We start from the raw sequence: 13,966 nt of genomic DNA on the forward strand, positions 1-13,966 counted from the left end.
ATTATTATTTAGATTAAAAATTAAGATTATAGGTTAGTTTTAAGAAATACGACCTTCCATATCCTAAAAGAATATTATTCGAAGCTGTATGAGCACCTCCGGATGCAATACTCTGCTGAATATTTGTTACATCTAAAATATTTCTGGCACCAAGGGTTACATCAAATGCTTTTTTACAGAAAGACCTCTTTACAGACGCATCCAAAAAACTATAAGGATCAATTGATGATAATTTATATACATTTTCTCCATTCTCTGTAACCTGTCTGAATTGCTGTTGTTCTCCATTAAATTTATAATTCACAGCAAACAGGGTATTATATTTTGATAAGTTGTATGTTACACTGCTATTGAGCTGAAGAGCGTATAAAAATTTATTATCTGAAACTACTTCACCATTATCAATTTCCTGCGAAATTCCAACCAAAGAAGCTCCTAAATTAAAAGACAAATCTTTGAAATTCATCTGATTTGTTATCGCCGCATTCCACATTCTATATCCGCTGATATTTATGTATTGATAAATCGGATCTGTAGTATCTGGTTCATTACCTACATAAGCCATATCAATCTTATCTTTTACATTTAGATAAGAAGCAGAAAGATTTGTAGAAAGCAACATTCCGGATTTAAAAGTGGTTGTTTTTTTAACACTAAAATCATAAGACATACTCGTCTCAGGAATTAAAGCGTCATTGCCATAAAACTGATGTCCAGAAAATTTAATTTTAGAGTATAACTCTTCAAAGTTAGGCGTTCGAAATCCTCTCCCAACAGACGAACGAACTTCGATACCTTTATCAAATAAGTAATAAAGTCCTACAGAAGCAGCATATTGATTATCAAACTGGTTTTGAAATGAAATTCTTGCACCAGGTCTGATAGAAAATTTTTTCGTTGCTTTAATTTCTGATGATAGAAAAATATCATAGTTCTCAAATCTTTTTTCAACCGGAACAAATGATTGATTTTCTCCATTAACGATCGAAAAACCTAAATTACTTACATATTCATAACCAAGTTGAAAATCAATAGCTTTGCCTGGAAAAAAATTACCCAATGTACCTGTTGAATAAAGTAATTCTGTAGATTGATTTCTTTCTTTTTTATTCTCAGATTCCTGATGTAAACTCAAATCATAATTAAATGAATCTGTTGAGCGGGTTTGCTTCTGATGAGAAAATGAAACATTATAATTATATTGAGAAACTAACTTTCCGTAAAAATTTAAGTGATTAATTATACGCTCTGTCAAATATCGTTTGTCTTCAGAATAACGGATATCGCCAAAAGGAGGGTTTGTTACCACTATAACAGTTGGATCATAATAATCAATATTTTCATTTAAATAATCAAATTTATAAAAAGCTCTAAAATCATCTCTTTTATAACTGATCATACCATTACCTACATACTGAAGTTTCGGCAGCCATGTGTACCCTCTCTGCAGGTCAGTTTCGTTATACTCTTTACCTTTTTTACCATCCAGATAGCCGTCAAAATCATTTCTGTCAAGTCCTGCGGATACAAACCAGTTGTTATTAATACTATGTGCAACTTTTAAAGATTGTATATGTCGTCCCTGGTTAAAAGGAGAATATTCCTCCCCAACTGTTTCTTCCTGAACTGTTGCCCCTATCTCCCATTTATAGCGTGACGATTTTTTTGTAATGATATTAAGAATACCTGTTACTGCATTTGCACCATTTGTAACCCCCATTGAGCCTTCTATAATCTCAATTTGCTCGATATCGTCAAGATTAATTTGTGTCAGATCGACATTATTTCCCAAACTAATATCACTCACCACAGGAATATTGTCAATGAGAATCTTAAAATACTCCCCATTTAAACCAAACATAGAAACGGTAGACCTGCCAGTACCTGAACTTGGTGTTATTGTTATATTTAAATATTGATTTAACAAATCTGCCAAATTATTAGCGGCTTGCTGTTCAATCGTTTTTCTGGAAATTACTGTAACGTCATAAACAGATTTCTTTATTGACTGCGGTTCAAACTGTCCTGTAACCACTACTTCAGAAAGTTTTTCCTGAGACGCAATACTATCTTTTTGCTGCGCATAAGAAATTTGAAATAAAAGGATTACAGCAAAAAGGGTTAATTTTATTTTCATTATTTTTATTCAATCTTAATAATCACTGCAAATATATAACTATTTTTAATTGTTCTAAATTAAATTTATATATTTGCCAAAAATTAAAACAAATCAATAAGTTATGATTACAAAAAGCCTTTATTTTTCAGCCATTATGGCTTTAACTTGCAGTCTTGGTTTTGGTCAGGACAAAAAGCAGCAGGACATAAAATCGATCAAATCTATGTGCGGCTGCTATGAAGTGAAGTTTAACTTTACAGAAACATTCTCATATCCTAAAGACTCTCTTACTTACAAACCATCTGAAACGAAACACGAATCGGCTTTAGAATGGGTCGAATTAGTAGAAGATACTCCAAACAAAATCGTAATGCAGCACTTATTAATTGTAAGTCCTGATATGATCATCAAACACTGGAGACAAGACTGGCTGTATGAAAACACAGACTTATATGCTTTCGACAAAGGAAATTCCTGGAAATATAAAAAATTAGATAAAAAAGCCGTTAAAGGACAGTGGACTCAAAAAGTGTATCAGGTAGACGACAGCCCGAGATACGAAGGATCATCAACCTGGGTACATGTTGACGGGCAGGATTACTGGGCTAACGTGGCTGATGCACCACTTCCAAGAAGAGAGCAGACTAAACGTAACGATTACAATGTTTTAAAAAGAAGAAACATCCATGAAATCACTGCTACAGGATGGAACCACGAGCAGGACAATGACAAACTGGTAAGAGACGACAGCGGTAAAGATGTTTTATTAGCTCAGGAAAAAGGATTTGATGTTTACACTAAAGTAGAAGACAGCAAATGTATTGCCGGACAAAAATGGTGGAAGGAAAACAATGCGCTTTGGAAAAATGTTCGCGACAAATGGCAGACTCTTTTTGACAGACACAAAGACCTAAACTTAGAAGCCAAAGTGGACAGAAAAGCACTTTATTCTCTTTTGTTTGATTTAAAACCAGATACTGCAAAAGCAGAAACAGACAAAATCATCGACAAATTTGTAAAATAAAAAATGTTTGTGTTAGTTGTAAAAAAGCCGGTAATTTTTGGAATTACCGGCTTTTTGTTTGAAGTTTAAAATTAACATTAATAGAAGAGGTTCTATACTAAAAGGCGCTTCTTTTTTATATTTATTACCTATTGATTTTAGCACACTTACACAGAACAATCAAGTACTATAATCAAAATCAGTTAGCACTTTATCACATTCGTTTGATAACTTAATTACAAAGAAACATTCTGTTTGAATAGTCTAATAAGCTGCTAAGCTAATTAATAATCCAGCTGGTTTTTTAAAATCCTAAAACAAAAAAAGCAATCTGGGTCATCGTCCTAAAATGGTAGGGAATGTATTCGCTAAACTCAAGCATAAAAACAGTCTTAAAATCTTCGTCAAAAAGATTCTAAAATGGGAAACAATATTTAATTTAATGATTTAAAAAAGGTAGTGTAACAGACATTCTTTTCTCTGCCTGAAACTATTTAAATTATTCATCACTAAAAAAACCGTCTCAAACATTATTGAGACGGTTTTATATAATTTAGTGATCCAAAACTATTAATTTGTCCAGCCCGCGTTTGGACCTATGCCTGGATTAGTATTTAACTCAATCTGTGGTATAGGCCACAAGAATCTATAATCAGAACCAGGAATTGCCCCCACAGCAGTAGTAACAATAAAATCATTTCCCAGCACAAATGCGTCCCTTGATGGTGGAGCGCCACTCGCATATTTTGCAGGAATACCATCTGTAGCCACAGAAGTAATTGGGTCGCCTTGTAATCTGTGAATATCTGTCCATCTGCGTCCTTCCTGTAAAAACTCAATCCTTCTTTCTTTTAAAATTGCTGCCACCATGGCAGCATTTGTAGTAAAAGAAGAAGCGGTATAAGCCTGAGTAGCAGGAACTGCCAAAGATCTGTTTCTTACTGAATTCAACAAAGTTAATGCAGCTGGCAAATTTGATAAACGAGCCTGGGCTTCTGCCATATTCAATACTACTTCAGCATATCTAATAACTGGGGCTGGATCTGACTGACTAGTAACATCTATATACTTATTTGTATATTTAATACCAGAAGCAGTGTAGATAAATCTGCCGTCTTCTCTTCTTTTATCATCTGCAAGCCATTGTGGGTCTCTCCAAAGAATTGGACTAATACAAACCAAAGCTCTGTTTTTTAACATACTTGCCAATGAAGCATTTACACCCGGATTCGCTGTAGCGGAATGCATAATAGAAAAAATAGACTCTGTGTTATTGGAAGCAGTAGCACCAAAAGGACCATAAGGATCCGCAGTCAAAGAAAACACTCCATTTAACTTAGCTCCCTCAGTAATTACATTCGCCCAGTCTCTCTTCTGGAGATAAAGCCTTGTCTTGAATGCAATTGCAGCCCATTTAGAAGCTTTACCTAAACTTCTTGTAGAAGCACCAGTAGTAATTAAATTTTCAGCATCATTTAAGTCCGCTATAATTTTAGTATAACATTCTGCAACCGTATTTCTCGGTTTTGCAACTTCTGAAGTAATTTCACTTGCGGTATTAATACCAACCTCTCTGTAAGGAATTCCTGGATGAGCACCACCAGCAACGAAATTATATGGTCTTGCAAAATAAGTAAGCAGCTCCAAATGCGTAATTGCTCTTAAAAATTTAGCTTGTCCAATATAATCATCTCCAACATCTCTTGTAATAGTTCCTTTAGCAACTGCATCCGTAACTCCTTCAATCATTAAATTACATCTGTTAATTAATCTGTAACCATCTACCCAATAGTAAACGTTATTGGGTGTTGTTGGATCATAGGTTGCCTTATAGGTCAATTCATAAAAGGTTGCCATATTTACAACATCTTCCCCCCTTGCTTCTCCTTGTTCTACAAACGCAGCTCCCCAGACATAACCTCTACCTCCATTTGGAGTTCCTGAATTATATGTACCAATAGCTGCAGCATTGTAGACACCATTCATATATGAGGCTATTAAGGAAGGACTTGAAAAAGCATCTTTTTCTGAAATACTATTTATTGGTTCTAAATCCAATATTTTTTCTTCTGTACATGAGTTCATCACTAGTACACCTACAAAAAGCAGAATTATTTTTACTGTATTTTTCATATGTCTTTATTATAAACTTACATTTAATCCAACTGATATCACTTTGGAACGTGGAGTACCGTTAAGATCCACTCCGTTTGTTTCCATTTCAGGATTTAGACCTTTATACTTAGAGATCAACCAGATGTTTTGTCCCTGAACAAAAAATCTAAAGTTGTCTACTCCTATTTTATCCATTAACATTTTAGGCAGTGTATAGCCTAAAGTGATATTATCAAGTGATACAAAATCACCGTTTTCAACAAAACGTGTACTGGCACTTCCCGATAGATTAGTAAATGTGTTTGAACTTGCCCATAATCTAGGTGTCCATCCATCTCCTGGATTATCAACACTTTGCCATCTTCCTAAAATCTCTGTTGTATTGTTATTTAAATTTTGGTTCATTAATTCTCTTCTTGTAGAATTAAAAATTTTATTACCTCCGCTAAATCTGAACATGAAACCTAAATCAACATTTTTATATCTCATATTAGAAGAAATTGATCCAAAATATGTTGGCAGAGTATTCCCTAAAATTGTTTTATCTGCACTACCTAAAGAAGATTCTTTAATCATTGCCGCTCCTGGATTAGCAGGATCAAACTCATAATATCCCGGATTATTACTAATGTTGCCCTGAACTAAGCTCCCATCTGCTTTATAGTAAACCGGGTTACCATTAGCCTTGTTAACACCCCAGTATTTAAAACCATACAAAGAGTTTATTGATTGACCTTCTCTTATAGTAATATTTGCATCTCCAGAAGAACCTCCTATGATTTCCTGTCCATTATACAAAGCTGTAACTACGTTTTTTGTAAGCGTCAAGTTAGAAGAAACATCCCATTTAAAGTTTGTATTGCTAACCGCCTTAAAATTAACTGCAAATTCATATCCTTCGTTGTACATTTTTCCAACATTCTGGTTGATTGTATTATTAGGAATCCCTAAAGACGGAGCAACTGGAGCTGCCAAAACGATTCCATCAATATTATTTTTGTAATAATCAAATGCCAGTGTCAAACGGTTATTTAAGAAACCAAAGTCAACACCAAAGTCGATTTTATCACTAGTTTCCCATTGCAGCAAATCGTTACCAAATTGATAATAACCAATACCTGTTGAACCTGCATAAGGAGACCCAATTGTAAGTCCTTTTGAAGGGTAAGATACTCCTCCTAAAATCTCAACGTTACCCACTTCAGAATAAGAACCTCTTAGTTTCAAATCAGACACTACTTTATTAATTCCTTTCATGAAGTTTTCTTTAGAAACGGTCCATCCGGCCGAAACTCCGGGAAAATTATGATATCTTACATCTTTTCCAAACTGTGAAATTCCGTCACGTCTAAGAGATCCCTGAACAAAATATTTCTCTTTATAATTGTATGTAAAACGTCCCAGATATGACATGATTCCTTTTTCAGTAATACCACCTCCAGTATCTTTAGTATTAAAAGTATTTGACACTAAATTTTCATCAAAGAAGTCACTCAAAAGATCTTGTCCTGAACCCCATAATATCTTAGTTCTGGATTTTTGATATTCTGTTACACCAGTAATACCAATATTATGATCTTCTGCAAAAGTATGCCTGTAGTTCAAAATATTCTGCCAGTTCCATCTTAACAGGTTTGTATTGTCCTGATAAGCATAACCATTATATCCACGTCCATCTCCATGAACTGGATTCCAGTATTGAAAACCATCTGTTAAAGCATTATCTCCACTTACTTGTAATTTATAACTCAAATCAGAAGTAATTTTTGCATTTGCAAATGCACTGGCAATAATTCTGCTTGTTGTTGATTTATATTTATTATGATCAAGTACATACATAATATTCGTAATGTTGTCTCCTACTGGAGCTAAATTGTCCCACTGCCCAACAGCTGCCCCATTTGGTGAAATATTATAGCCTGTCGGATTATCGACGTCATAAATTGGTGTATTAGGCAGCTGTCTGAGTGTATTAAAGAAATTACCTGAAAGGCCAGCAGTACTGCTATTCACTCCATTATACTCCGTTCTGTTTACATTCAAATTCGTACCAATGCTTAACCATTTATTTATATCCTGATCAATATTAGCGCGAACTGAATATTTTTTCATGCTGTTTGATAGATTTATTCCATCCAGATCGCTAACTCCTAATGATAAGTAATATTTAGTTTTCTCAGAACCTCCACTAAAGTTAAGATTATGTGTCATTTGAGAAGCATTTCGTAAAACCGCAGATTGCCAGTCTGTATTATATGTATCTCCTGCTGCCCATGGAGTTAGTCCGGCATTTGTTCTTTTTTCATTAGAAATCATCAGGAAATCAGGTGTACCTAACACATCATATTTTTTAGCGGCACTGGCTACACCAAAAACACTTGAGTAATTTACTTTCAAAGCACCTTTTTTACCACTTTTGGTGGTGATCAGGATAACTCCATTAGCTGCTCTTGAGCCGTAAATTGCAGTTGCAGCTCCATCTTTCAGGATATCAAATGATTCAATATCTTCTGGATTAATATCAGCCAAACCATTTGTAGCTGACACTCCTCCAATATCACCAGAATAAATTGGAATACCATCAACAACAATCAATGGATCAGTAACACCAGATATAGAAGCCACCCCTCTAACTCTAACTTTTGGAGCTGCTCCAAGAAGTCCTGTATTAGTAACAACCTGAACCCCCGTAGCTCTACCAGCCAAAACACCCTCGACAGAAGGAGTTATCAAATTGGAGATGTCTTGCCCAGAAATTTTAGAAATTGAACCCGTAACTTCTTTTTTCTTCTGTACACCATATCCAACAACTACGACACTGTCCAGTTCCTGTGCCCCGGCATCCAACATTTTCACATTAATAACAGAAGAGCTTGCTGATACTTCCTGAGTTTGCATTCCAAGATAACTAAACACCAAAGTCTGATTGGAGGCAGCACTAATAGTATACTTTCCATCAAAATCAGTTTGAGTTCCTGATTTTGTTCCCTTGACCAAAACACTAACACCCGGTAGAGGCATTCCTGCATTGTCTAAGACCGTTCCGGTAATTTTTTTTTGTTGTGCAAAAGTAAATTGCATTGCAAGAACAAAAAAAAGCACGATTAACTTTTTAATTTTTTGTTTCATTATTTTTTTGGTTTTGAATTATTGGCGTCGAACTTAAATAATTAAAATAGTTTTAACAAGATTTTTAATTACTTTAACAAAGTTAAATATATTATTTTTACTACATTTAAAACAGACAAATAGTTAATATGTAGTAAAAAAGCTATTTTAAAGTATAAAATGATAGAAGAAATTAGAAAAAACGACACAATAGCTAGAGTTAAACTATTTCTGTGAGGGCAGTAAAAAGATCTAAAAGCATAGTCGTTTTTTAGTCTTAGTAACAGCCATCTAAAATGTATCAGATGGCTGTTTTTAATTTATTTTATGAAGAAGTGATCAAAAAAGATCAATTATTTTTGCTAATTTTCGTCTAATATTTATCCCAGAAAACGTGCGTTTTTAATCTATTTCCTCCAATAGCTGCAGATGCTGCCGCCCAATTGGTATTATTTACTGTTTGCTCATTTATAGGATAGGTATACCGTTTTGGAATTTGGCCTTCAGCCGCAGCAACAGCATTCGCAGGCGCTGTTAAAACTGGAAAATCAAGCCTTCTGTAAGAATTCCAGGATTCCATAGGCCTGTTAAAAAATGCAATCCAGGCCTGTCTTCCTATTTTTTCCTTAAAAGTCAGACCGGGTGCTGTAAGATAATTAACATCCGGGGTTGCCAAATAAGCATCAGCCTGAGAGTCGATTCCCCAATATTCAAATGAAGCTTTAATCGCTTTATTGTAATAAAATTCAGCACTATTACCCACATTATAACCTCTTGCCGCAGCTTCCGCTAAGTAAAAATTACTTTCAGTCGCCTCTGCCAAAATGCCAGGGAAATTAGCTGCTTTTATTTTATCACTTATGTGTGAAAAATTTTTATACAAATTAGTTGGTCCGTTTAGACCTCCTTTGTATATCCCTTCAATTGTAGTGAAATAAACCGCTCTTCTGGGATCTTCCAAAGTATTCATATCATTAATTATAGTAACAGAAGCTACAAAATCATCACGGTTACTTGCGACCAAGTTTGCATAAATAGGATTGTACATAGGAGATGAACCCGGATAAGCAAACACAGCATTTTGAGTATTATCGAGGATTACACCCGCTTTGTAAGCACTTTCTACAGTCGCTTTTGAAAGCGCTGCATCAGCATCGACTAAATTGAGACCTATTTTCAACTTTAAAGTATTAGCAAAGATTTTCCACTTTGATACATCTCCTCCATAAATAAAATCTGCTTTTCCAAAAGAATTACCACTTACATTTAAGCTGGCGATTGCAGCATCTAATCTTGTAATTAATTTAGGGTAAATGACTGCATCATCGTCATATTTTGGTAAAACAACTTCTTTCACTCTTAGCGCATCAGTATAGGGCACGTCTCCAAAACTATCGACCAGGACCTGAAAAGCATATACTTGTAAAATCTCAATCAAAGCTTCCTTGTTTCTCTGTTGTTTTGTCCAGTCCTCTACACTCATCAGTTCCGGTTTAACCTCTGTTGCTATTACCTCTCTGGCTGTTTCTAAATTCCCTAAAACCGATCTATACAAAGCATTCCAATGAAAATTCCCAATGTTTCTCGTTGTAATATTAAATCTGGCTTCTGTATTATACTGGGTTGCAGCCCAATATTGTGTAAAATATCGAATTACATTTAAATTTACACTTGGAGTAGCCAATTGATCCATCAATTCTTTTTCTGCATTTGTAAATAAAGTTTCTGCAGGTACACCATAAGATTTGTCCTTGTCCTCATTTGCTGTGGGATCATCACTTACACAGCCTGCCATTAAAAATGACAAAACGATGGTTATTACTATATATTTTTTCATTTTAAAAAGTTGCTTTAATATTAAACGAGTATACTTTAATCGTAGGCATTACACCCGACTGAAACCCTTGTACATTTCCTGCCGAAGTACCGGCTTCAGGATCAGCATACGGAACATTTTTGTGTATAATCCAAAGATTATTTCCAAGCAGGCTGAATGAAAGCGATTTTGCGAAAGTACTTTCAATAAATTTCCTTGGCAGGTTATAAGTCAAACCTACTTCTCTAAGCTTTACATAAGATGCATCATATATAAACTTTTTCATTGGTTCAACATCTGTTCCAAAACCAGAACCAACATAATTGGCCTCTATTCTGGATTTATTTGGGGTTCCGTCTTCATAGACACCATCCAGAATAATCCCGCCTCCGTCATCAATAAAGTTTCGAACCGGATTACCTAAATCATTAAGTCCGGCTGTTTCAGGATAAAGACCGGTATACTGCCCATAAGCCTGATCTAAAGAATATACACTTCCTCCTTTTTTCACATCAATTAAAAAGCTCAAAGAGACATCTTTGTAACTCAGTCTATTCGAGATACCACCAATCCAGTCAGCCTGAATATTTCCGATAACCTGATCTTCAACCGTTAAATAATTACCATCTTCATCAACCGTTTTTTTACCGTTAGTATAAACATAATCAGTACCTCTCATAGTTCCATAAGGCTTACCTACAGTAGCATTTAAGCTCACACCATTTTGCCAGGTTGCTAACTGAAGATTCTCTCTTCCCTGATTAAGAGAAAGTACTTTATTCTTATTTTTAGACCAGTTAACCGTAACATCCCATTGAAAATCCTGAGTCTTTACAGGAGTTCCTGACAATGAAACTTCAACTCCATTGTTCTGCATTTCTCCGGCATTAATCTGCGAATTTGAAAAACCTGTCGAGGTAGATTGAGGAACATTATAAATTTGATCAACCGCATTTGACTGATATACGGAAACGTCAAAACTTAATCTGTTTTTAAACATTGAAGATTCTATTCCAAACTCCCAGCTTTTTAGCTTTTCAGATCTTAAAGAGGGAAAATCAACATATGTCCCACTATTAGTGAACATTAGATTACCGTTAATCAGTCCATTGTTAATTTTTGCTCCTAATAACCCTGCAACAGGATCGTTCCCTACAACGGCATAGTTTGCTCTAAGTTTTAAATTGTTCAGCCAATCTTTTTTAAGCAATTCTGAAAGAATAAAACTTGTGCCAATAGAATAATAATCGTATTTATTATTATTTATAGGCAATGCACTTGACTGGTCACGTCTGTATGATCCCTCAAGAAAAACAGTTCGATTATAATCAATGGAAGCTTGTGTATATAGTCCCAATTTACTGTAATCAATTTCAGATTCTAAAGGCGCTACAAATGACATTGAATTAGCCAGTGTAAAAAGGCCTGGTGCCACAATACCTCCTATTGTTGACTGATTAAAAGAATCTGTTCTGGACTTTATAAAAGTCGAACCTGCCAAAACTTTACCAGAGATTTTTTCTGATAATTTTAAATCGTATGTTGCAATGAAATCATATGTAGTCTGCAAAAAATTTCTGGTATATAAATTGTACCCTGAAGTTTCATCCAAATCCAGTATTCCAAATTCCTCCGCATGACTTCCCTGGGCTTTTCTTACTTCTTGTTTATCGTTAGATCCGTCTACAGTAACACGTCCTAAAACATTTAAATTTTTAGTAACATCAACAGCAATACTTCCACCTGCCAGAATTCTTGTTCTTCCGTCTGACGAATAATTTTCATAACGATCAAAATAGGGATTATTCCAATAAGCTGGTCTGAAATCTCCTTCTAGCGGATTATTCATATTCCACGTAACATTTTCTCTATTTCGGAAATATTCTTGTTTTAATTCTTTTACATCCACATTGGTCTGCCACCATTGTCTAAAACCTGTTAGTATATTATCATTATATCCTGTACTGTTTCTTCCAACTGTTGATTGATCTGAAAATGTAAAAAATGCGTTGGTTTTAATTTTGTCACTTAAATTTCTTGTGAAATTTCCATTTATAATATTTCTGTTAAGTCTGCTGTTTGGCAGAATACCAGTTTCATTATTGTTGGTATAACTAAAATTATAAGATCCTTTTTCATCTCCACCGCTTAATCCAATATTATTAACGGTACTAAATGATCTTTGAAAAAAGCTTCTTGGATCATTAGCTCCTGCCACCCATGGAGTAGCTTTTCCATAATTAGGATTTCCTTGCGCAAAAGCATTCCACTGATATACTTTTAAAGAAGGATCAAAAGCATTTCCAAATGATGAGTCGGCAGTCATGTCTACTATTTTATCTGGAATTCCATCCCCATTCACATCGTCTTCATAGAAACTATCATTTGCTTCTGAATAACCATTTGCCCCATAAGATTTCTGATATCTGGTGAAAGTACTCTTATCAAACTGTCCCATTGAAGTTGTAGAACTAAAAGTAATTCCCAGTCCACTATTTTTCTGTCCCTTTTTAGTAGTTATCATTATGGCTCCATTGGACGCCTGGCTACCATATAGCGCTGTTGCAGCTGCGCCTTTTAGTACTGTAACTGATTCAATATTATTAGGATCAATATCAGAAGCCGAATTCCCAAAATCAAAACCTCTTCTTCCATTTTTAGAATAACTATCATTCAAATTAGCGTTAGAAATAGCAACACCATCAATTACCACAAGCGCCTGGTTATTTCCAGTCAAACTTTTTGTTCCGCGAAGTACAATATTGGTAGATCCTCCAAAATTTGAATTGGTCCTTACTTCCAAACCAGATACCTTTCCTGATAAATTATTTAAAAAATTATTTGTTGGTGAAGAATTTACAGTCTTCTCGTCCAGTTTTTGAGAAGAGTAACCTAGCGATTTTTTGTCCCTCTTAATTCCCATTGCGGTTGTCACCACTACATTTTCAAGCTCTTGTGCAGCATCAGCCATTTTAACATTAATAACTGAAGAATTCGCCACCATTTCCTGAGTTTTCATTCCAATATAACTGAATATCAGAATCTGATTGGAGGCAGCACTAATAGTATACTTTCCATCAAAATCAGTTTGAGCCCCCGATTTTGTTCCCTTGACCAAGACACTAACACCTGGTAAAGGCATTCCTGCATTGTCTGAGACTGTTCCTGTAATTTTTTTCTGCTGCGCAAAACCAACTTGCAATGCAAACACAAAAAAAAGCACCGTTAATCCTTTTAATTTTTGTTTCATTATTTTTTGTTTTGAATTATTAGTGGTCGAACTTAGAAAATTAAAACAATTTTAACAAGATTTTTTAATTATTTAACACTTTAAAGTGTAATAATTATACTACAATAACCATAACTACATGATTAATAAGTAGTAAAAAACTTATAAAAAAAATAAGAAGAGGAAAGAAGAAAAATAACAGCTAAACTAAAAGCAGCATTAATTTTAAAAGAGCTGCTTAGAGAATCTAAAAAGCAGTACTTTAAACATGAAAAAAACCGTCTAAACAATTTTAGACGGCTTTTTGATCCTTACCATTTCAGACTAAAAGGGGTACTAATTCAAAATAGTTAAAAATGAATATAAGGAAGATATCTTCAGATTGTACTGTCGTGATTTAAAGTAATTTCTAATGAAGGAAGAAGGACGTTTTTTGCCTGAAGCACAAAAACTTCTATTTTAGAAGAAATAAACTTTGCAATATTTTAGGAGTGGTATATTGCTTTTGGAATTCTTAGACAAACATAAAAAAACCAAATGTAGTTTCCTACAAAAAAAACACTGTTACCCTAAAAT

At 34.5% G+C, this 13,966-nt stretch carries 6 protein-coding genes; 1 reads left to right on the forward strand and 5 read right to left on the reverse strand.

Going from position 1 to position 13,966, the window contains the following annotated elements:
- Window positions 1-13 precede the first annotated feature (13 nt).
- Window positions 14-2,137: a TonB-dependent receptor plug domain-containing protein gene (locus ACODST_RS05265; RefSeq protein ID WP_488931062.1), complete on the reverse strand. Its 2,124-nt coding sequence runs from the start codon at window positions 2,135-2,137 to the stop codon at window positions 14-16.
- Between the two features lie 103 nt (window positions 2,138-2,240).
- On the opposite strand from ACODST_RS05265, the gene ACODST_RS05270 reads away from it, so the two are divergent.
- The gene (locus ACODST_RS05270) at window positions 2,241-3,143 is read left to right on the forward strand and encodes a DUF6607 family protein (RefSeq protein WP_488931063.1); all 903 of its coding nucleotides are present in this window, start codon (window positions 2,241-2,243) and stop codon (window positions 3,141-3,143) included.
- 549 nt (window positions 3,144-3,692) lie between these two features.
- On the opposite strand, the gene ACODST_RS05275 is transcribed toward ACODST_RS05270, so the two are convergent.
- From ACODST_RS05275 to ACODST_RS05290, 4 genes are all read right to left on the reverse strand, one after another.
- Complete coding sequence (locus ACODST_RS05275; protein WP_488931064.1) at window positions 3,693-5,207, reverse strand: RagB/SusD family nutrient uptake outer membrane protein; 1,515 nt, start codon at window positions 5,205-5,207, stop codon at window positions 3,693-3,695.
- A gap of 57 nt (window positions 5,208-5,264) precedes the next feature.
- On the reverse strand, window positions 5,265-8,366 hold the full coding sequence (locus tag ACODST_RS05280) for a SusC/RagA family TonB-linked outer membrane protein (protein ID WP_488931065.1): 3,102 nt from the start codon (window positions 8,364-8,366) through the stop codon (window positions 5,265-5,267).
- A 352-nt stretch (window positions 8,367-8,718) separates the two neighbouring features.
- The gene (locus tag ACODST_RS05285; RefSeq protein ID WP_488931066.1) at window positions 8,719-10,182 is read right to left on the reverse strand and encodes a SusD/RagB family nutrient-binding outer membrane lipoprotein; all 1,464 of its coding nucleotides are present in this window, start codon (window positions 10,180-10,182) and stop codon (window positions 8,719-8,721) included.
- A 1-nt stretch (window position 10,183) separates the two neighbouring features.
- Entirely contained in the window at window positions 10,184-13,411 is a 3,228-nt protein-coding gene (locus ACODST_RS05290) for a SusC/RagA family TonB-linked outer membrane protein (protein ID WP_488931067.1), read from the reverse strand.
- Window positions 13,412-13,966: the final 555 nt, after the last annotated feature.

Source organism: Flavobacterium sp. FG19 (assembly GCF_057809475.1).